Here is a 20223-nt window from a genome sequence, read left to right as displayed (position 1 = left end):
AAATCTGACGAGTAACCGAATATGGCCACGACCTTTGATCTCTTCCGCCTTGGGACCGCCCCGCAAATCGACACGATCGAAGGCAATCTCACCTCCGAGAATCATCAGGCCCTTGAGGGACTCGTTTTCGGCAGCACCTCCGATCCGCTGGCGAGCAATGTTGCGTCGCTCTCACCCGACATCGACCTGCTGCTGTTTCCCGATTATATCGGCGGGGCTACATCCAACGCCTACGATTCCAACAACTTCCTGAGCAACGAACAATTCGTCATCGGCGGCGTGCGCTACACGCATGACGCCACGATGATCTACAACAATACGATCATCACCTACACCGATGGCACCACGGCGACCGTCTCCGCGATCGTGATGCAGGATACGAGCGGCAATCTTTACCTGCTGCCGCCGCCCTCAGGTCCTAACGCCTATTCCGACGCGCTTGAGGCCAAACCGATCCTGTCGGTCACGCTCGGCACCGCCGCCCCGACCAATGGCACCGATGTCTATGCCATGACGGCAGACCGCTACGACCTCACGTTCTCGGATTACGTGGTCGAGGGCACGACCGGCAACGACCTTATCGACACCAATTACACCGGCGACCCCGAAGGCGACCGGATCGACGACACGGACAATCTGGCCGGAACAAACGACGATCTGGTCACGGCCGGCCTGGGCAATGACACCGTGCGCGCGGGTGCGGGCAACGATACCGTGTTTGGCAGTGACGGCAACGACCTGCTGGATGGTGGCACGGGCAACGATTCGCTCGATGGCGGCAATGGCAACGACACGCTGATCGGGGGGGCCGGGGCGGATACGCTGATTGGTGGTGCGGGGCTCGACATCGTCGATTACTCGGCCTCGGGCGAAGCGGTCAATGTCAATCTCTCGACCGGAACCACCTCGGGGGGGGACGCCGCCGGGGATGTGATCAGCAACGGTATCGACGGCTTTATCGGCTCAGCCTTTGACGACACGCTTGTGGGCTATGACGACATTTTCGACGGCGGCACCACCACCAACGTGATCGACGGCGGCGCGGGCAACGATTCCATCGACGGGCGCGACGGGGCCGACTCGCTGCTGGGCGGCAGCGGCGACGACACCATCCTCGGCGGTGGCGGAAACGACACGATCTTTTACGGCACCGGCAACGACTCGGTCGAAGGGGGCGCGGGCAACGACTTCATCGACGACGCCGGCGGCTTTGATGCGACCGCCGATGCCAGCACCGTTTCGGGCGGCGACGGCAATGACACGATCTTTGGCTCCTCGGCAGGTGACATCCTCAGCGGCGATGCGGGCAACGATTCCATCGGCGGCGAGAGCGGCAATGACCTGATCGACGGGGGCGCGGGGACCGACACCGTATTTGGCGAAGCGGGCAATGACACGATCATCAGTTCAGGTGGCAATGACAGTATTTTCGGCGGCGATGATGCTGACCTGATCGTTGCAACGGCGAATGATCCTTCCGGTGCCTACAATTTCTACGCCGATGGCGGCTCTGGCGGCACCGACAACGACACGCTCGACCTCTCGGGGCTGATCGCGGACGGCTGGACCGTCACCAGCATGACGCAAAACCCCGAGGCGAACGGCAATCCGGGGTTCAGCGGTCAGATTTCTCTCAGCCGCGGATTTGAATCGTTCAATATCAACTACGTCGACATCGAACGCTTCATCATCCCTGATTTCATCGTGGAAGGCACCGCCAGCGCCGATCTGATCGACGTCAACTATACCGGCGATCCCGATGGCGACAGGATCGACGCGCTTGACCATTCGGACGGCAGCAATGCGGATTCGGTGCTGGCCGGGGCTGGCGACGATACGATCCTCAGCGGAGCCGGCAACGACACCATCTTTGGCGGGACAGATGATGACCTGATCGCAGGCGGCACAGGGGCCGACCAGATGTTCGGCGAAGGCGGCGACGATACATTCCGGATCGAGGACGCCTTTGGCTCTGATACGATCACCGGTGGCGAAACCGGCGAAACCTCGGGCGATACGCTCGATCTGTCCGCGACAACCGGCCCGATCACCCTCGACCTGACCGCCACCAATGCCGAAACCGGCATCGTCAGCGATGGCACATCCACCGCCACTTTCTCCGAAATCGAGAATATCATCCTCGGCGCGGGCACCGACACGCTGGTCCTTGCCGATGGCTCCGGCCGCGATGCGGTCAGCGGCTTTGCCGCCCCCACCGACAATGGCAATGGCACCTACTCCAGCGGCGACCTGCTGGATGTCTCGGGCCTGACCTCGGATGGCACAACCCCTGTCACCACTGCGGATGTGACGGTCACCGACACCAATGGCGACGGCACGGGCGATGCGATCCTGACCTTCCCCGGCGGCGAGAGCCTGACACTTTGGGGCGTGTCACCGGCCCAGGTTTCCAATCCTGCCGCCCTCGTGGCCATGGGCATCCCCGATGGGCGCGATTTCGTGGTCGAAGGCACGGCAGGCGCCGATCTCATCAACCTAGGCTACACCGGCGACCCCGACGGCGACCTGGTAGACGCAAACGATGCCGCCAACGGGTCGAATGACGACGTGATCGACGCGGGTGCGGGCAATGACAGCATCGATTCGGGTCTCGGCAATGACCTCATCCTCGCAGGCGCGGGCGATGACGAGATTTTCCTCGATGGCAGCCTGCAAAACGACACGATCATCGGCGGCGAGACCGAAGAGACGGTCAGCGAAGGCGACCGCATCAACTTTTCCGCCATTTCCGACGGGCTGCTGATCAATTTCACCGCCGAGGGCACCGGCACGATCACCGACGGCACCGCCGTCACCGAATTCTCGGAAATCGAGCGTTTCCAGATGGGCACCGGGGCCGATACCGTCATCGGCTCGGACGGGGTCGAGGAAATCATCGGCAATTACGGCAATGACAGCATCCTCGCGGGTGGTGGCGACGATACGATCTTTTCCGGCTTTGACAGCGACTATGTCGATGGCGGGGACGGCAACGATTCGATCCTTTCCTCCTCGGGGTCCGATACGGTCGCGGGCGGCGCGGGCGACGACCAGATCGACCTTGGTCCAAGCGACGGCGAAACCGATCTTCTGATCCTCGCGGACGGGTCCGGCAATGATGTGGTCTCCAGCTTCGAGACCCCAACCGACAATGGCGACGGCACCTTTACCGGGCGCGACCAATTCGATGTGACCGGCCTTACCGACGCCAGCGGCAACCCGGTCTCGACCGAGGATGTCGTTGTGTCACAGGACGGGGTCGGCAACGCCGTCCTCACCTTCCCCGGCGGCGAGAGCGTGACACTCGTCGGCGTGCCGATCACGGCGGTCCAGAGCGTGGATCAGCTGATCGCCATGGGAATCCCTAGCTTCAAGGGCGATTTCATTGTCGAAGGCACCGGCGGCGCGGACCTGATCGACACCAGCTATACGGGCGATCCCCAAGGCGACAAGATCGACAACAACGACGCCGCCGACGGCGGCAACGATGACGTGGTCTTTGCCGGGCTGGGCGACGATACCGTGTTGGGCGGCGCCGGGAATGACGAAATTCACGGCGAGGCTGGCAATGACAGTCTCGACGGCGGCGCGGGCGATGACACGCTCTTTGGTGCCGACGGCAACGACACGCTCGCGGGCGGTGACGGCAATGACAGCATGGAGGGGTTCACCGGCTCCGACAGCCTCATTGGCGGCGCGGGTGACGACTATCTCGACGGCGGAACCGAGGCCGACACGCTGATCGGCGGCGATGGCAATGACACGCTGCTCGCGGGCAGCGACGTGGCCGATGATTATCTCGACGGCGGCGCAGGCAACGACAGCCTCAGCGCGGGCGGCGGCAATGACACGCTCCTGGGCGGCACCGGCGACGATGTGATCTTCGCCGCCGAAGGCGATGACCTTATCGTCATGGCCGATGATTTCGGCAATGACACCATCGACGGCTGGTCGAATGACGCAGGCGGCGACACGCTTGACGCAGGCGCAGTCACGCAGAACACCGTGCTCGACCTGACAGCGGGCGATCCGGGCAATCCCGAACAGGGCACGCTGTCGAACGGCACCCAGACGGCGCAATTCATCGAGATCGAGAATATCATCCTCGGCTCTGGCGACGACCTCGTGCTCGGCTCCAGCGGCAACGATAGCGTCAGCACCGGCGCGGGCGCCGATACCGTCGACGGCGGCGCGGGCGATGACAGCTTCGACATCGGCGCCGGCGATGGCGCGGTCGATACCGTCGTCTTTGCCGATGGCGACGGGGCAGATACCATCACCGGCTTTGCCGGTCCCATCGACAATGGCGACGGCACCTTTACCGGACAGGATCAGCTTGACCTGTCGGGTCTGACCGATGCCAATGGCGATCCGGTCAACGTGACCGATGTGACCGTCAGCGGCGATCTCGACGGCAACGCCGTTCTCAGCTTCCCGAATGGAGAGAGCCTCACGCTTGTGGGGGTCGATCCGGCCTCGATTTCCTCTCACAACGCGCTCGCGGCCATGGGCATCTTCCAGCCCGATTATGTGGTCGAAGGCACGGCGGGCGACGACACCATCGACAGCGCCTATACCGGCGACCCCGAAGGCGACCGGGTGGACAATGCCGACAGCCGCACCAATGGTGACGATGATGTCATCGACGCCGGTGCAGGCAATGACCTTGTCTCCGCTGGTCTTGGCGCTGATACGGTCATGGGCGGCGACGGCAATGACACGCTCTTCGGCCTCGACGGCGCCGACGTTCTCTATGGCGATGCGGGCAATGACAGCCTCGATGGCGGCATCGACGCCGATACGCTCTTTGGCGGCACCGGCGATGACACGATCAATGTCAGCCAGGGCGACAGCGTAGCAGGCGAGGAAGGCGATGATTTCTTCCGACTGACCGATCTGGGCGAGGCCGCAACCAATACCATCACCATCCTCGGTGGCGAGGGCGAAGAGACGCTGGGCGACACCCTCTGGCTGGGCGAGTTTGCCAATAAATCCGACATCACCTTCACCAACACAGATGACACGGCGGGCGGTCTCTCGGGCAGCGTCACCATGGCCGATGGCACGCTGGTCAACTTCTTCGAGATCGAGAACATCATCTGTTTCACCCCCGGCGCGCGTATTCTCACCCAATGGGGCGAACGCCCGGTCGAGAGCCTGCGCTTGGGCGATATGGTGGTGACACGCGATCACGGGCTGCAACCGATCCGTTGGATCGGCAAACGCACTGTTCCCGGTTTGGGCGATTTCGCCCCCGTTTCCATCGCCTCAAGCGTGATGGGCGGACAAGCGCCGCTCGTCGTGTCACCGCAGCACCGCCTGCTCTTCACCGGCTATCAGGCCGAGCTGCTCTTTGGCGAAAGCGAGGTGTTGATTGCCGCCAAGCATATGGTCAACGGCCGCGACGTGACCATCAGCCCGCGCGACGCCGTGACCTACATCCACATCATGTTCGACCGGCACGAGATCATCTATGCCGACGGAATCGGCACCGAGAGCTTTTATGCAGGTGACATGGCGCTTGGGGCCATCGACGCGGCAGCGCGCGAGGAACTCTTCACGATCTTCCCGGAACTGCGCACCGCACCCGGCCACCACCGCGACACCGCGCGCAGTTGTCTGCGCCGCCACGAGGCGCAACTCCTGTGTTCTCTCAACGAGAAAGAGGTGGCCTGACCGAGGTCAGGCCGAGCGGAGCAGCGGGGCCGCGCGCCCCGCGGCCCAGGCCCGCACCGCATCGCCAAAGGCGGCAAAGAGCGGACGGCTGACCGGGTCATGCGCGGCGTTATATTCCGGATGCCACTGCACCGAGAGCGTGAACCCCGGCGCGCCGTCGATATAGAGCGCCTCAGGCGTGCCATCCGTGGCCCATCCGTCGATCACGACACTGCGCCCAGCGCGCAGAATACCCTGCCCATGCAGCGTGTTGGTCATCACCTCTTCCGCCCCCATCAGCCGGTGAAACACGCCACCCGCCGTAAAGCGCACCTTGTGGCGCAGGGCGAATTGTTCTTCCATCGTGCCCTCGGGGGGCATGCGATGATTGTCCCGCCCCGGCAGGTCGCGGATTTCGGGGTGCAGCGTGCCGCCCATGGCGACATTCATCTCCTGAAAGCCCCGGCAAATGCCCAAAATCGGCTGCCCACGCTCGACACAGGCCCGCGCCAGCGGCAGGGTGATCGCATCGCGCGCGCGGTCGAACGCGCCATGCGCCTCGGTCGCCGCCTCGCCATATTCCTCGGGGTGCACATTAGGCCGTCCGCCGGTCAGCATAAAACCGTCGCAGGTGTCCAGCAATTCCGAAACCGACACATAGCGCGGATCGGCAGGGATGATCAGCGGCATACAGCCCGCGACATCGGCCACCGCCGAGGAATTGATGGTGCCCCCCGCATGGGTCGGGTAGCGGTTTTCGATCTGGTACTGGTTGGCAATCACACCAACAACCGGACGTTTCATTTTTGTCTTTCCGGGCTGCGCCTGACGTTTACATATTTGTCTTAAATATAACGCAGAATGGAATAACAAAACATCAATTCGCGCACATGTTTTCGTGCGATGATGCGAAATTGCCCGAATTTCTTGCGAGGTTCTTCACTTTTTGGCGCCACCCTGACGCCGTGGGCGGGGCGGCTTCGTCACCGGTCAAACGCATCCCGACCGGCCGGGCCATTCTCGTCCACACCAGCGGCCTTGCGGCTACGCCGACACCGCTCGCTGCAATGGCGCACCTCGTCCCAGACGCGCGCCCATTTGCGCCGCCATACCATCGGCCGCCCACAGGTGGCGCAGGTCTTGACCGGCAGATCGGATTTGCGGGGCGCGCGCGGCATATCAGAGGTCCAGACTCAATTGCGCCGAGACCGCCTTGGGCCTGGCCCGCCTTGGGCGTTTGCGGCTGGCATGGCGGCGCACGATCTGCGCCGTCCTTTCATCCCCACGATGCGCGCGCCGACAGGCCCAGACCGCCTCGCGCGCCGCTCGTGCCGCCGCGACCGGATCAACGATCGGTGCCGGATAGCCACGTCCCAACAGCCTATCGGCCTCCGGCCAGTCCCATGGGCGCTGCAAATACGCATCCGGCACCCCGTGCAATTCCGGCAACCAACGCCGCGTGAATTCCCCCGTCGGATCCTGATCCAGCCCCTGTTTCACCGGGTTGTAAATCCGGATCGTGTTCATCCCCGTGGTGCCCGATTGCATCTGCACCTGCGGCCAGTGAATCCCCGGCTCGTAATCGGTAAAGGCCCGCGCCAGCACCGGCCCGGTGCTGCGCCAATCCAGCCAGAGGTGATAGGACGCCACCGCCATCAGCATCGAGCGCATGCGGAAATTGAGCCATCCCGTCGCCAAGAGCGACCGCATGCAGGCATCGACAAAGGGCAATCCCGTTTCGCCCCGCGACCACGCCGCAAGCCGTGCCGCGTCCGCGTCGCGCGGGCGCAGCCCCTCATAGGCGGGATGCAGGCAGCGCCGCTCGATCTCCGGCTCATCCTCCAGCTTTTGCATGAAATGATCGCGCCAGGCCAAACGCGCCTGAAACGACCGCATGGCGCGTGCCCAATCCGGCCCGCGCCCGCCGGGCGCCGCCGCGCCCGCCTGCACCGCCTCGCGCAGCGACAGCGTGCCAAAGGCCAGATGCGGGCTGATCCGCGAACAGGCCCGCGCGCCGTCGAGGGGCGAAGACATGGCGCGCTGATAGCGCTCGCCGCGTGTCGTCAGGAACGACTCGAGCGCGCGCAGCGCCGCGCCACGCCCGCCCTTTTGCCGCAACGGGCAAAAATCGCTCAGCCCCAAACTCTCGTCGCTTGGCAGGTCATCAGTGGCCAGCACCAGCCCTCGCGCGCCCTCGGGCGGCCCCAGAACCGGCGTGCGCATGAACCCGTCGCGCGCGCCCTGCCAGACGTCGCGATTGCCCAGCCGCCGCACCACGCCCGATTGCGGCCTCTCGTGCCACCGCACCCCCTGCCCGCGCGCCCACGCTGCAACCCGCCGGTCGCGCGCATAACTCCAGAGATTGCCGGTTTCCTCATGGCTCACCAGATGCGCCACCTTGTGACGGGCGCGCAAATCCTCCAGAACCGCCACCGCATCCCCGACGCGCAGCACGAGTTCCAGACCCAGGCCTGCCAGATCCTCACGCAGGCTCTCCAGACAGTCGCGGACAAATGCATACTGCCGCCCCGAGGCATCCGGCTCGGCCCATAGATCCGGCTCCACGATATAGAGCGGGATGATCGGCCCCAACCGCGCGGCATGGTGCAGCGCCGGGTGATCCTGCACCCGCAAATCGCGCTTGAACCAGAGAATGACCGGGCGTTCCATAACCCCGGAAATAGAGGCGCACGCCCCAAAGGAAAGCCCATTGCAGCCCCCTTCCCCAACGCCTACCTTCGCGCCAAAGTCAAAGGAGAGCGCCATGAAAGATGCAGCCCCGCAGCCCGTTTATCTCGCAGATTACACGCCCCCCGCCTATCTCGTGGACGCGGTGCATCTGACCTTCCGGCTTGCGCCCAAATCCACCCGCGTTCTCAGCCGCATCGAATTCCGCCCCAACCCCGAGGCCGCATCGCGCGATTTTTTCCTGCATGGCGAGGCGCTTACGCTCATCTCGGCCCGTATCGACGGGGCCGAAATCACAGCCGAGGTGACGCCGCAGGGCCTCCGGGCCCAGGTCCCCGACGCGCCTTTCACGTTCGAGGCCGAAGTCGAGATTGATCCCGAAGGCAATACCGCCCTCGAAGGGCTCTATATGTCGAACGGCATGTATTGCACCCAATGCGAGGCCGAGGGCTTTCGCAAGATCACCTATTACCCCGACCGCCCCGATGTGATGGCCACCTTCACCGTGCGCATCGAGGGCGACATGCCGGTCCTGCTCTCCAACGGCAACCCCACGGGCAGCGGCGCGGGCTGGGCCGAGTGGCACGATCCCTGGCCGAAACCCGCCTATCTCTTTGCCCTCGTCGCGGGTGATCTGGTGGCGCATCCCGACACGTTCACCACCCGCTCGGGCCGTGAGGTCGCGCTCAACATCTGGGTGCGACCGGGGGATGAGGACAAATGCGCCTTTGGCATGGAGGCGCTCAAGAAATCCATGGCCTGGGACGAAGAGGTCTACGGGCGCGAATATGATCTCGATCTTTTCAATATCGTCGCCGTGGACGATTTCAACATGGGCGCGATGGAGAACAAAGGCTTGAACATTTTCAACTCTTCTTGCGTCTTATCCACAGCGGAGACCGCAACAGATGCCAATTTCGAACGTATCGAGGCGATTGTCGCGCATGAGTATTTCCACAACTGGACCGGCAACCGCATCACCTGCCGCGACTGGTTCCAGCTCTGCCTCAAGGAGGGGCTGACCGTCTATCGCGACAGCCAGTTCACCTCCGATCTGCGCTCCGCCCCGGTCAAGCGCATCTCGGATGTGATCGCCCTCCGTGCCCGCCAGTTCCGCGAGGATAACGGCCCGCTGGCGCATCCCGTCCGCCCCGAGAGCTTCATTGAAATCAACAACTTCTACACCGCTACGGTCTATGAAAAGGGGGCCGAGCTGATCGGCATGCTCAAGCGTCTGGTGGGCGATGCCGCCTATAAGCAGGCGCTCAATCTCTACTTCAACCGCCACGATGGGCAGGCCTGCACCATCGAGGATTGGCTCAAGGTTTTCGAGGATGTCACGGGCCGTGACCTCAGCCAGTTCAAACGCTGGTATTCCGACGCGGGCACGCCGCGCCTGCGCGTCACCGAAGAGTTCAACAATGGCCGCTATACGCTTCATTTCGAACAGAAAACCCCGCCCACACCCGGGCAGGAGAACAAACCGCCGCGCGTCATCCCGATTGCCGTGGGCCTGCTCAGCCCCAATGGCGACGAGGTGCTGCGAACCCGCGTGCTGGAAATGACCCAAGCACAGCAGAGCTTCAGCTTCGATGGGTTAGCATCGCGGCCCATCCCCTCGATCCTGCGCGATTTTTCCGCCCCCGTGATCCTCGAACGCGAGAGCAGCAATGCCGAGCGTGCTTTCCTGCTGGCGCATGACACCGACCCGTTCAACAAATGGGAGGCGGGGCGCGCACTGGCCCGTGCCGGCCTCATCGCGATGATCACCAAGGGCGCGGCACCCGATGCCGCCTATCTCGATGCGATCGCCCGCGTGGCGCGCGATGAAACGCTCGATCCCGCCTTTCGCGCGCTGGCGCTTGGCCTGCCTTCCGAGGATGATCTGGCGCAGGCACTCTTTGACGCGGGCCATACCCCCGACCCACAAGCAATATGGGAGGCGCTCGAAACCCTCCGCGACACCCGCGCAGAGGCGCTCGATAGCATCGCACAGGATCTCTACACCCGCCATCAGGTCACGGCCCCCTACCGCCCCGACCCCGATCAGGCGGGCGCGCGGGCGCTTGCCAATGCCGCATTGGCGATGCTCAGCCGTCGCGACGGCGGAACGCGCGCGCAGGCCCAATATGATTCTGCCGACAACATGACTCAGCAATTGACGGCCTGGTCCTGCCTCTTGCAGGCGGGCGTAGGCGAGGCCGCCACTCAGGCTTTCTATACCCAATGGCAACACGACCGGCTGGTGATCGACAAGTGGTTCAGCCTGCAGATCATGCACGCCGCGCCCGAACGGGCGGCTAAGGAGGCCGAGACATTGACACACCACCCCGATTTCACCCTGCGCAATCCCAACCGGTTCCGCGCCACGCTGGGCGCGCTCACCATGTCGCCCGCGGGCTTTCACCACGCGTCAGGGCGCGGCTATCGGCTGCTTGCGGATATGCTCATCCGGCTCGATCCGCTCAACCCGCAGACCACGGCGCGGATGTGCTCGGCCTTCGAGACATGGCGGCGTTACGATCCGGTGCGCCAAGGCATGATCGCGGCAGAACTGGACCGCATCCTTGCCACCCCGAACCTCAGCCGCGACACGACGGAAATGGTGGGCCGGATACGGGGGGCCTGAACGTGTTGCGCCCCATCGAAAACACTCCCGTCCCGGGCTCGCCCCGGGACCTCGCCTAGGTCGCGCAGCCCGCTACTCCGCCACTCGCGCGACCTGCACAGGGCGCGCCCTTGGCCGCACCGAGGACAGCGGCTTGCAATAGCTCTGCGCCCGCGTCCAGCGCTGCATGTCTTCCAGCTTGGCGGCACTCGACAAAGGCCCCCAATCGGCCGCCACCCCGCGCCGCCCCTCGGACACCACGCCGTCGCGCGGCACGGTATGGGCCATGATCCGGATCGCACAGGACAGATTGTCAGGCCCATGGCGCAAGGCCTCGCCGCTGCCCGCCCGGCATTTGTAGCCCCGCGCGGTGGCGGGTAGGATCTGCAATAGCCCGTGCCATTGCCCGCCGCCGCCGATAGCCCTCGGATTATAGGTGCTTTCATGCTTGGCCAGCGCCGACAGGAACCCAACCCAGAACGCGCGCCGTCGCGCCTCTCCTCCCGTGGCGTAAGAGGGGCACCAGCTCGCAATATCGCGCGGAACGCTCTGCACAAGCGGCGCGCCATGCGCCTTGAGCGCCGAGAGCGCGGCGCGCGTCCAGAGTGCGGATTCCGTGCGATGTTCCCACCGCGTGCGCGGAATATTGCCATCTCTGGCAGGGGGGCTAAGGCCAAAATCCCCGTTCTCCCCGTCCTGCGCCACCGCCGGAAGAGAAAAAAACAAAATAAAAACAATACCCAAAAATCTCCTCATCCGGCAATTCTGACGTAAGGCCCGGGGTATGGCAACGCCCCTGACGGTGCTGGGCATATTCCCTGCCTTCACCCAAGCATCGCCCTCTTTTGGTCGAAATCCGGCGGCACCTTGGGGGGCACCAGGATTGCCGGAGCCCCTATGCCGTTTGAACCGCTCGCCACACCCGAACCCACCGACCCGGCCGTGCGCAAGCGTCCGGCGCAGGCGACACGCCTTTGGCCCGATCTCTTGGGCCTCTTGCGGCGCAAGCCCGAAACGGATCTCGACAGCCTGTCCAAACGCATCCTGCTCCCCTCCCTGCCCGTCACGGACGAGGAAATGGCCCGCGCGATGCATCAGGACCGGGGTCAGAAACTTGCCCGCCAAGAGATGTGGGCTGAACTGGCGCAGGTGATCGAATACACCGATGCCGCACGGCTGCGCACACCGGGGGGCGAGAATGCGACCACCCTGCTGGCCGTGGGCGCGCGCGCCGATGTCGTGGCCGCCGCCGAAGACGCGCTGCATGACGGCGCAGAACCGGACCCCTCCGGCATCGACGCGCTGGAAGAGATGCAGGCGGAATACCCCGACAGCTACCCCTGCGCGCTGATCGTTGCATTGGCCCACATCGACATCGGCTGGGCGTGGCGTGCCACCGCCACCGACCGCACCCGCGCGGCGCATGAACTACGCTTTCTCGAACATTTCAAACGCGCCGAGGATATTCTTGCCCCCTTCGATGGCGTCGATCTTGATGCGCCGTCCTTGGCAGCCGCGCAATGCGCCCTCTTGGCGGCACGGCAACAGCCTCGGATGCGGGTGGCCGATGATTACGAACGGCTGATCGACCTTGATCCCGACAGCCCCCGACACATGCGCGCGCTCGGCGAGGCACTCTTGCCCGCGCGCTATGGCAGCTATGATATGCTCGATCTCGAGGCGCGCCGCACAGCCGCGCGTACCGGCGAAATCTGGGGGGCTGGCGCTTATGCTTGGGTCTATTTCGATGCGCTCGCCCTCGACCCCGGCGCAATAACGCGTTTGGATTCAGAGTTCTTCGTGGACGGGTTGCGCGATATCGTGTTCCGGCGCCGCGACCAGCATGTGATCAATCAGCTTTCGGCCTTTTGCGGCATCGTTATGGCCCCCAAGACCGGCAAAGACCGGCTTTCGTCGTCCCTCGACGCTGCCCGCCGCCGCATCCACGACTGTCTGGATTGGCTCTTGGAAAACCATTTGCAGGAACTCCACCCGCTCATCTGGTCGCAAACCCTGCTCAGTCCCGGCCTTACGCCCTCGCTGCCCTCGCGCCGCGCGCTGGTGGCCAAGGGGCGTCAAACCGCCCTGCGCGTCATCGCCCAACGCTTTGCCGAAGACATATCAGACGGCAGTTCCATCGCCTTTTCCAGCTCTGGCATGTATCGCCTGCCCGCGCTGTGACCGCCCTCAGAAATGCGCCTTTGGCTCGTCCGGCTTGCCCGCCGCGATGGCCAAAACCCCGGCCAGCCCGGTAAAGCCCAAGGGAAACATGGTAAAGACGTTGAAGCCAAAGGCATAGTACATCAGCCCCGCCGAGATCAGCAGCAAGACCCCGCCCCAGAGCGCGCGAATCTTGGCCATCGCTCCCCCGGCAATCGCCAGAAGCGGCGCGAGAAAGCTCGCGCTGCGGATCAACGCAGGGTCGCTCACCTGCATCAGCAGCCCGTCCACCTCACCCACCCGGTTGACCACCTCGGTATAGCCAAAGCTGAAAAACCCGACCAGCACCGCCAGACAGCCGCCGATCACTCCTAAAACCATTGCCGCGCTGCGCATTTGCCCGCCTCCTGAACCTCGGCCCGATATGGGGCCTCTTGCCCGCTTATCCAAGCAGCGCGTGTTGTGTGTCCTTGCCCCATCCCAGATAGAGCGTGCCACCCGCGTCAATCAGCGGGCGTTTCATCAGCGTCGGATGTGCCGCCAAGAGGGTCAGCGCCTCCTGCGCCCGCTCTTCCTCGCTCAGCCCGCGCCAGGTGGTAGACTGCCGATTCACCAGCGCTTCGCCAAACTGCGCCCACGCCGCCTGTGCCACTTCGCTAGGCAGCCCATCGGCCCGGACATCGTGAAACGTCACATTACCCAACGCTTTCAACGCCTTGCGGCAGGTGTCACAGGTCTTGATACCGTAAAGGATCATCGCATACTCCGTCATTTCTGCGCTTTTATCGGGCAAAATCCCGCGCGTCACGGAGTTTCGCTTGATTTTTACAATGGCAATGCAATCATGATTCCCGTCACGATGGGCATTCAGAATCCGCCTTTGCAACGCTTGGCCGGTCCCTGAGGGCTCGGCAGGACATGGCCCGGCATATTCCCGGGGAAGCGACGCAAAAGGAGAAGCGGCATGCCGACCGGCACCGTGAAATGGTTTAATACCACAAAAGGTTATGGATTCATCGCCCCTGACGGCGGCGGCAAGGATGTGTTCGTCCACATCTCTGCGGTCGAACGCTCAGGGCTCACAGGGCTCGCTGACAATCAAAAGGTCGGGTTCGAGCTACAGGAAGGGCGCGACGGCCGTCAAATGGCGTCGGATCTGCGTTTGCTCTGACGCGTCAGCTTCGGCGTTAGCCCCGCGGCGCAGATAGCCGCAGGCTGAACCAAGACCACAATCAACACAAAACAGGGCGCCACGCCGCGCCCTGTTCCAGAGATTTATCGCCTCAGTAACAGCCCTTCGCACCCTCAGGGCAGTTGAGATGAGAGGTGGCCGTATAGGACCGGTGCCGCACCTTGGTGACCGGATGGCGCATCGCCTGCTGATAGCTCTGCGTCTGATTGGGCTCACCACAGCAAATCACACCGCTGATCGTCACCGGTTGCAAACCGGCAGGGCAGTAATTGGCTTTGCTTTCATAGGCATAGACCTTGGCGCTTTGGGCCATGGCGGGCGCGCCCAGACAGGCGAGGGCAAGGGCGGAAATCACGGCGGATGCACGCAGGATCATGGGAAACCTCTTGGAAAAACAGTGAATATACGCGCCCGATGGTATGGGATAACCGCGCTCTGTCAATTTCTTTCCCGGCGGCACCCCGGCAAATCCACCGCTTTTCGCGCTAGTTTATCGCTTTTGGCGTCCCGGCGCCGGGGCCCGTCTGTCGGAAGGTCACGACAAAATGCCCCAGATCCCCCTCGACATGCACCACCTGACGCGGCAGGCGGATCACCGGCGCGGTCTCGGCGTAGCCTGCCTGCCAGGGCCGGTCGGTCAGCATACAGCCCGCCTCTTGGTCCCCATAGTCCAGCGCGGGCGGCACTTCACGCATAAAGACCAGACCGCGCGCCAACGCCCGATCCCCCAGATAGACCGCGCCAGAGCCCATCACATCCACCGCCTTGCCCTTGGTCAGCACCGATTGCTGATGGCTCTGCGCCCAGACCCCACAGAGCAGCACACGGCCCTGCGCCTCGCGAATATCAACCGCCACGCTCAGCCCGCCACCGGTATCATAGCTTCCGCCGGAGACCACCGGGTCCGCGCCCAACCGCGCCACAACCTGCGGCCCCGCAGCCGTGCAGCCTGCCACGACCAGCGCTGCCAGCATCATTCCCTTGCGTGTCATCTCCGGCCCTCCGATTGCGGTTTCATAACGCTCAGCATAGCCCTCCGGCCCGCGATTGCCAGCATGGCCCTCAGACCTGCGCGGCCACGGCCCCCGTATCCTTGAGCATCTCGGGGTACCACCGCTCAAGCGCCGGCAAAAACGCCGTGCGCAGCTTGGCCACCTGAGCTGGCGTCAGGTCCTCGCGCCATACCCCCGCCTGCCCCTTGGCAAAGAACGCGGTCATGCCCTTGGGCTTTTCGGCAAAACCCAGCGTCTCTTCCTGCCGCTTCATCGCCTCGAAACTCGTGGCCTTGATCGCCCGCGCCAGCTTGGGACCGTCCACCTTGACCTTGAGGAATTTCTCCAACAATCCGCGCATGGTGCGACCGGGATTGTGCAAGAGGTCCTCATAGCGCACCACATGGATGGGCAGGCCCGGCGCGTTGGTCCAGACCCGAATGTGATCATCCCAGCGGCCAAGCAGGTCGATGATACCGCTCGGCGTCCCGGTGATCGTGTCGGGGTTGCACATCCGCTCGATCGCCAAGTCCAGATCGCAATTCTGATGCCGGGCAAAGGACGGGGCCAGATCGAACGGATTGCGGATGATATAGATCGCGGCGGCGGTCAGTTCGGGCGGGATCACATCCTGATCGAAAATCCGCACCGTCTGGCAATGGGTCTTGACGAAATGATGATCCGGTTTCGAGCCCGCAATCAGCCGCAGCGCGCGCCCGCGCACCCGCATCCAATCCTCCAACCCCTGCCCCCGAAACGGGCCCCCATTGGCCGCATCAAAGAAATCCTGCCGCGTATCTCCGGTGGTAAACTGCCGCAAGTTATTGATATCCGGTGCCTTTCCCAAAGGCATGAAGTAATGCGCCAAGAGGCTGCGCATCCATGTATTGCCCGATTTGGGATAGCTTGCCAGCCAGATAATCCGCCGCAGATCGCTCATTCCAGATACCCGTATCGCTTCATCGTCTCGCCCATCTTGGATCGGATCATCTCCGCCAGCGCCGGGTCGAGATCGGTTTTCCACTGATCCTTCTGGCCCTTGCCAAAGAATTTCTCGCTCTGCTCTGGCCGCTCGATAAAGCCCTGTTCCTCTTCCTGACGCGACAATTCGTCAAAGCTGGAAAAGCGGATGGCCCTCTGCAAACGCGTCTTGTCCACCGGCACGCCAACCAAATCCAGCACCTTGGCGAAATGCGTCTCGGGATTGTCGAGCAAATCCTCATAGCGCACGATCAGCCGCTTCCACGGCGCATAGGCCATCCAACTCTTGACGTGCAAGTCCCAGGTGCTGAGGTATTGCGCGACCGATGTCTCGGTCGGCAGATTGCCATTGTCGGGATGGCAAATCTTCTGCGCCGCATCCTCTTGCGTGATGCCGTAATGGCGCGCGTAGGACAGCACCATATCAAGCGGGTTACGGATGATATAAATGGCCGAGCGCGTGTAGCGATCGGGGATCAGATCGATCCGCTCCGGGGCCACGCGCGCGTTATGGGTTTTGACGAAATTCACATCGGCGTTGTTGGCGACGATCCCGCGCAGCACACCCTCGCGCAGCCGCAGGCACAGCGACAGGTCCGTGGGGTCAATCTCGCGCCCTGCGACGCGGTTGTACATCTTGACCACGGCATCGCCTACGGCGAACCGATGCGCCTGATTGATCGGCACCGGTTCTTGGGCGTTCATCAGGTAATTGGCAAGGAAAAGCCGCGTCCACGTATTCCCGGACTTCGGATAAGAGGCCAGCCAGATGATGCTTCGCTTCATGCCCCGCGGGCCTCCACAGTTTGCTCACATGGGCGGAACACATAGAAAAGGCGGGGGGAAATGTCACCCCCCGCCCCTTGTCTTTTAACCGGTCTATTAGAACGACAGGTTGATCGAGGTGCCGATGACAGTGCCTTCGGTCTCGGTGTTGGCGTTTGCACCGAAGGTGCCGCCGAGGTTCGCGTTCACAGAACCTTCAACATAGGCAGCGTACACGGCCCAGGTCACGCCAGCGCCGAGCGAACGGCTGCCAACCAGCTGGTAGGCTTCGTATTCAGCGGTGTCGCCGGATGCGGCGCCAATGCCTTTGTACTCACCCTGGTAGGTGTCGAAACCAACCGACCACGGACCTGCGATGTCATAGGTCACGCCGAGGCTCCAGCCTTCGGAGTCAAACGCGCGAAGACCGCCGTTGTCGTTCTCGCCGTAGCCACCGCCGATGACCCAGCCGTTGAAGCCGATGCTTGCGCCAACGTTCCACACTTCGGGATCATCGGTGCCGACCAGGCCGGTGTTGTTCTCTGCAGTGCCCCAACGTGCGGACAGGTCGAGATCAACGCCATTGAACGACTGGCTGTATGCCAGGCCGATGTCGAAGATGTCGGTGACGCCAGCATTGCGGTTCACACCAAAGTTGTTACCAGCGTTTGCACCGGCACCTGCAACGTTCGACGACGCAGCGTAGGACACGCCGAGGGTCAGACCGTTGAAGGACGGGGTGTAATAGGTGATGCGCGGCACGTCGTTGTTGCCGAGAACTTCAGCATAGGACGAAATGCCCGAGTCACGGAACAGCCAGGGCAGGTTGCCGCCAGCGCCGTTCGAGATCGGAACGAAGCCCGAGATCGACGGAGAGTTGATGCCGATGCCGCCTTTGACCTGCGGAGCAGCGACAGTCATCTTGTAGCCAGCCGAGTTCTCGTTGCCGAGGTCGATGCGGCCCAGGGTGTCGCCCTTGATGGTCAGATAGGTTTCGTCGATACCGGTTGCGCCACCGCCGTTGTTGGTGCCTTCCATCTGGATGTCGACGCCGAAGGTCAGGCCGTTGTCCAGGGTAACCGACGGGGTGAAGTGGATTTCGGTGTTCGCGAACACGTCAACGCCATCGAAATCCGCGCCAGCATGGGCAGGGGTGTTCGAATCAACGGTGACATAGCCAACGTGCGAGTTGTAGAACCCGCCCCAATCCATGTTCCATTCCTGTGCCGATGCCGGTGCGGCAAATGCCACGCCAAGAGCAATCGCGCTGGTGCTCAGAAGTTGCTTTTTCAAGGGTGTCCCTCCTCAGAAGCAGGTTAATCAGATCCGCCGCACCAGTCATTGGAAACGGCTTGCGCTATGAAATGCGCCATTACCCCCCAAACTGTCAACGCGACCTCCCCGCTCTGACCGCATCGCGCCCGGAATGTGACGCAGAAACCACACCCCTTTCCCAGAGCCCTTTTAGACAAGGCGCATCGATCAACCTTGTTGCGCGTCCAGCACTTTTTTTGCCGCCCGGAAACATTCAAGAGCCTGCGGCACGCCACAATAAATTCCAACAACATGGATAATCGCGCGAATTTCCTCTGGCGTGACCCCGTTGTTGATGGCACCGCGGCAATGCAATTCCCATTCATGCATCTTGCCCAGCGCCCCCAGCATGGCCAGATTCATCATGCTGCGCGTCTTGGCCGGAATCACCTCATCGCCCCAGCCAAACCCCCAGCACCAGGCCGTCATCGCCTCTTGAAACGGGCGGGTAAACTCATCCGCTGCTTCCAGACTGCGCTCGACATACTCCGCCCCAAGCGTCGCCTTGCGCTGCTCCAACCCCTTGAGAAAGAGATTCTCGTCGAATGTGCTCATCACCTGTTCCTTTCGATGGCTGATCCATCCCATCATCGCAGGGCTGCGGGCAAGGACAAGCACCAGACATGCAAAACGCGCGGGGAATGACCCCCGCGCGCCGCACTCTTTTTCACAAATGGATCAGAAGGTCAGGTTGATCGACGTACCGATCAGCGTGCCCTCAACAGAGGTATTGGCCACCGGACCGCCGGCGATGGCTGCAAAGGTGCCGCCTGCGTCAGAGTTGACCGTGCCTTCCGCATAGACGGCATAAATCGACCAGCTCACGCCTTGGCCCAGCTCGCGGTTGCCGATGATCTGATAGGCTTCGAACTCGGCCTTGTCGCCCGAGGCAGCACCTGTGCCGCTGTACTCACCCTGATAGGTGTCGATCCCGAATTTCCACGGACCTTCGAGATCGTAGGTGATGCCAAACGCCCAGCCCTCTTCATCCGGCAGCAGGCCGCCGTTGTCATTCTCGGAATAGGAGCCGCCAAAGGCCCAGCCATTGAAGCCGACGGTTGCACCGACACCCCAAACTTCGGGATCATCCGTGCCCGCGATGCCGGTGTTGTTCTCGGCCGTGCCCCAACGCGCAGACGCGTCCAGATCGACGCCGCTGAACGACCCGCTATAGGCGACAGCAATATCGAAAATGTCCGTGACGCCCGCGTTGCGGTTGACACCAAAGTTGTTGCCCGCGTTGGCACCGGTGCCGACCACGTTGTCAGACGCTGCATAGGAGATACCCAGCGTCAGGCCGTTGAAGGACGGTGTATAGTAGCTGATCCGCGGCACGTCGTTGTTGCCCAGAACCTCGGTATAGGCCGAGATGGCCGACTGACGGAAGTTCCAAGGCAGGTTGCCGCCCGCGCTGACCGAAATCGGAATGAAACCCGAGATCGAGGGCGAGTTGATCCAGATGCTGCCATCGATCTGCGGTGCCGACACCATCATCTTGTAGCCAGCCGAGTTCTCGTTGCCGAGATCGATCTTGCCGAACGAGTCGCCCGAAATCGTCAGATAGCTTTCGTCGATGCCGGTCGCACCGCCACCGTTGTTGGTGCCTTCCATCTGCACGTTGACGCCAAAGGTCATGCCGTTGTCGAGCGTCACCGACGGGGTGAATTCGATCTCGGTTTCGCTATAGACGTCGATACCGTCAAAGTCGGCGCCGGTGTGCGGAATGGTATTCGAATCGACCTTGGCATAGGCCACGTGGCTCGAGAAATAGCCGCCCCATTTCATGTCCCATTCCTGGGCCGATGCGGGTGTGACCATGACAACACCAAGGGCAATCGCGCTGGTGCTTGTGAGTAGGTTTTTCAAGG

The 20223-nt window shown here is 62.8% G+C and carries 17 protein-coding genes; 4 read left to right on the top strand and 13 right to left on the bottom strand.

Annotation, left to right across the window (positions count from 1 at the left end; all coding sequences use genetic code 11):
* Positions 1–21: 21 nt before the first annotated feature.
* Positions 22–5676 carry a Hint domain-containing protein gene (locus ROSMUC_RS10410; RefSeq protein ID WP_037272687.1) on the top strand — a complete coding sequence of 1885 codons (5655 nt, stop codon included), beginning with the start codon at positions 22–24 and terminating at the stop codon, positions 5674–5676.
* Between the two features lie 6 nt (positions 5677–5682).
* Here the strand turns inward: ROSMUC_RS10410 and ROSMUC_RS10405 are convergent, their stop codons facing one another.
* The 3 genes from ROSMUC_RS10405 to ROSMUC_RS10395 all read right to left on the bottom strand — a co-directional run bounded on the left by ROSMUC_RS10405 (position 5683) and on the right by ROSMUC_RS10395 (position 8421).
* On the bottom strand, positions 5683–6459 hold the full coding sequence (locus ROSMUC_RS10405; RefSeq protein WP_037272685.1) for a gamma-glutamyl-gamma-aminobutyrate hydrolase family protein: 777 nt from the start codon (positions 6457–6459) through the stop codon (positions 5683–5685).
* 179 nt (positions 6460–6638) lie between these two features.
* On the bottom strand, positions 6639–6833 hold the full coding sequence (locus ROSMUC_RS10400; RefSeq protein ID WP_037272683.1) for a DUF2256 domain-containing protein: 195 nt from the start codon (positions 6831–6833) through the stop codon (positions 6639–6641).
* A 1-nt stretch (position 6834) separates the two neighbouring features.
* Positions 6835–8421, bottom strand: a complete 1587-nt coding sequence (locus ROSMUC_RS10395) for an FAD-binding domain-containing protein (protein WP_102105930.1) — start codon at positions 8419–8421, stop codon at positions 6835–6837.
* Here ROSMUC_RS10395 and pepN point away from each other — a divergent pair.
* Positions 8420–10972, top strand: coding sequence for an aminopeptidase N (gene pepN, locus ROSMUC_RS10390; protein WP_037272677.1), 2553 nt, complete (start codon positions 8420–8422; stop codon positions 10970–10972). The genes ROSMUC_RS10395 and pepN overlap by 2 nt on opposite strands.
* A gap of 72 nt (positions 10973–11044) precedes the next feature.
* Here pepN and ROSMUC_RS10385 read toward each other — a convergent pair whose 3' ends face one another.
* On the bottom strand, positions 11045–11707 hold the full coding sequence (locus ROSMUC_RS10385) for a transglycosylase SLT domain-containing protein (RefSeq protein ID WP_037272674.1): 663 nt from the start codon (positions 11705–11707) through the stop codon (positions 11045–11047).
* Positions 11708–11848: 141 nt separating this feature from the next.
* Between ROSMUC_RS10385 and ROSMUC_RS10380 the strand changes: the two genes are divergently transcribed.
* Positions 11849–13132: a hypothetical protein gene (locus ROSMUC_RS10380; protein WP_037272671.1), complete on the top strand. Its 1284-nt coding sequence runs from the start codon at positions 11849–11851 to the stop codon at positions 13130–13132.
* Positions 13133–13138: 6 nt separating this feature from the next.
* On the opposite strand, the gene ROSMUC_RS10375 is transcribed toward ROSMUC_RS10380, so the two are convergent.
* A complete protein-coding gene (locus tag ROSMUC_RS10375; protein ID WP_037272669.1) occupies positions 13139–13507 on the bottom strand; it encodes a hypothetical protein in 369 nt (122 codons plus the stop codon).
* Positions 13508–13553: 46 nt separating this feature from the next.
* Positions 13554–13868, bottom strand: a complete 315-nt coding sequence (locus ROSMUC_RS10370) for an ArsC/Spx/MgsR family protein (RefSeq protein ID WP_037273000.1) — start codon at positions 13866–13868, stop codon at positions 13554–13556.
* A gap of 207 nt (positions 13869–14075) precedes the next feature.
* Here ROSMUC_RS10370 and ROSMUC_RS10365 point away from each other — a divergent pair, with 207 nt between their 5' ends.
* A complete protein-coding gene (locus tag ROSMUC_RS10365) occupies positions 14076–14282 on the top strand; it encodes a cold-shock protein (protein WP_008280689.1) in 207 nt (68 codons plus the stop codon).
* 112 nt (positions 14283–14394) lie between these two features.
* On the opposite strand, the gene ROSMUC_RS10360 is transcribed toward ROSMUC_RS10365, so the two are convergent.
* The 7 genes from ROSMUC_RS10360 to ROSMUC_RS10330 all read right to left on the bottom strand — a co-directional run bounded on the left by ROSMUC_RS10360 (position 14395) and on the right by ROSMUC_RS10330 (position 20221).
* Positions 14395–14679, bottom strand: coding sequence for a hypothetical protein (locus ROSMUC_RS10360; protein WP_052115311.1), 285 nt, complete (start codon positions 14677–14679; stop codon positions 14395–14397).
* Between the two features lie 109 nt (positions 14680–14788).
* Entirely contained in the window at positions 14789–15295 is a 507-nt protein-coding gene (locus ROSMUC_RS10355; protein ID WP_037272666.1) for a hypothetical protein, read from the bottom strand.
* A gap of 70 nt (positions 15296–15365) precedes the next feature.
* Complete coding sequence (locus ROSMUC_RS10350) at positions 15366–16235, bottom strand: sulfotransferase domain-containing protein (RefSeq protein WP_037272663.1); 870 nt, start codon at positions 16233–16235, stop codon at positions 15366–15368.
* The gene (locus ROSMUC_RS10345; RefSeq protein WP_037272660.1) at positions 16232–17062 is read right to left on the bottom strand and encodes a sulfotransferase domain-containing protein; all 831 of its coding nucleotides are present in this window, start codon (positions 17060–17062) and stop codon (positions 16232–16234) included. Before ROSMUC_RS10345 ends, ROSMUC_RS10350 begins: the two co-directional genes overlap by 4 nt.
* 96 nt (positions 17063–17158) lie before the next feature.
* Positions 17159–18334 (bottom strand): porin, encoded by a 1176-nt coding sequence (locus ROSMUC_RS10340; protein ID WP_245875156.1) that lies wholly within the window; start codon positions 18332–18334, stop codon positions 17159–17161.
* Between the two features lie 189 nt (positions 18335–18523).
* Complete coding sequence (locus tag ROSMUC_RS10335) at positions 18524–18910, bottom strand: carboxymuconolactone decarboxylase family protein (RefSeq protein ID WP_037272994.1); 387 nt, start codon at positions 18908–18910, stop codon at positions 18524–18526.
* Positions 18911–19033: 123 nt separating this feature from the next.
* Positions 19034–20221 (bottom strand): porin, encoded by a 1188-nt coding sequence (locus ROSMUC_RS10330; RefSeq protein ID WP_037272658.1) that lies wholly within the window; start codon positions 20219–20221, stop codon positions 19034–19036.
* Positions 20222–20223 lie beyond the last annotated feature (2 nt).

The sequence above is a fragment of the Roseovarius mucosus DSM 17069 genome (assembly GCF_000768555.3).
Taxonomy (GTDB): Bacteria; Pseudomonadota; Alphaproteobacteria; order Rhodobacterales; family Rhodobacteraceae; genus Roseovarius; species Roseovarius mucosus.
This window is presented reverse-complemented; position numbering and strand designations above follow the sequence as displayed.

Bases quoted from the DNA above. Each gene is read 5' to 3' on its own strand.
- ROSMUC_RS10410 (WP_037272687.1), top strand. From the start codon at position 22: ATGGCCACGACCTTTGATCTCTTCCGCCTTGGGACCGCCCCGCAAATC.
- ROSMUC_RS10405 (WP_037272685.1), bottom strand. From the start codon at position 6,459: ATGAAACGTCCGGTTGTTGGTGTGATTGCCAACCAGTACCAGATCGAA.
- ROSMUC_RS10400 (WP_037272683.1), bottom strand. From the start codon at position 6,833: ATGCCGCGCGCGCCCCGCAAATCCGATCTGCCGGTCAAGACCTGCGCC.
- pepN (WP_037272677.1), top strand. From the start codon at position 8,420: ATGAAAGATGCAGCCCCGCAGCCCGTTTATCTCGCAGATTACACGCCC.
- ROSMUC_RS10395 (WP_102105930.1), bottom strand. From the start codon at position 8,421: ATGGCGCTCTCCTTTGACTTTGGCGCGAAGGTAGGCGTTGGGGAAGGG.
- ROSMUC_RS10385 (WP_037272674.1), bottom strand. From the start codon at position 11,707: ATGAGGAGATTTTTGGGTATTGTTTTTATTTTGTTTTTTTCTCTTCCG.
- ROSMUC_RS10380 (WP_037272671.1), top strand. From the start codon at position 11,849: ATGCCGTTTGAACCGCTCGCCACACCCGAACCCACCGACCCGGCCGTG.
- ROSMUC_RS10375 (WP_037272669.1), bottom strand. From the start codon at position 13,507: ATGCGCAGCGCGGCAATGGTTTTAGGAGTGATCGGCGGCTGTCTGGCG.
- ROSMUC_RS10370 (WP_037273000.1), bottom strand. From the start codon at position 13,868: ATGATCCTTTACGGTATCAAGACCTGTGACACCTGCCGCAAGGCGTTG.
- ROSMUC_RS10365 (WP_008280689.1), top strand. From the start codon at position 14,076: ATGCCGACCGGCACCGTGAAATGGTTTAATACCACAAAAGGTTATGGA.
- ROSMUC_RS10360 (WP_052115311.1), bottom strand. From the start codon at position 14,679: ATGATCCTGCGTGCATCCGCCGTGATTTCCGCCCTTGCCCTCGCCTGT.
- ROSMUC_RS10355 (WP_037272666.1), bottom strand. From the start codon at position 15,295: ATGACACGCAAGGGAATGATGCTGGCAGCGCTGGTCGTGGCAGGCTGC.
- ROSMUC_RS10350 (WP_037272663.1), bottom strand. From the start codon at position 16,235: ATGAGCGATCTGCGGCGGATTATCTGGCTGGCAAGCTATCCCAAATCG.
- ROSMUC_RS10345 (WP_037272660.1), bottom strand. From the start codon at position 17,062: ATGAAGCGAAGCATCATCTGGCTGGCCTCTTATCCGAAGTCCGGGAAT.
- ROSMUC_RS10335 (WP_037272994.1), bottom strand. From the start codon at position 18,910: ATGAGCACATTCGACGAGAATCTCTTTCTCAAGGGGTTGGAGCAGCGC.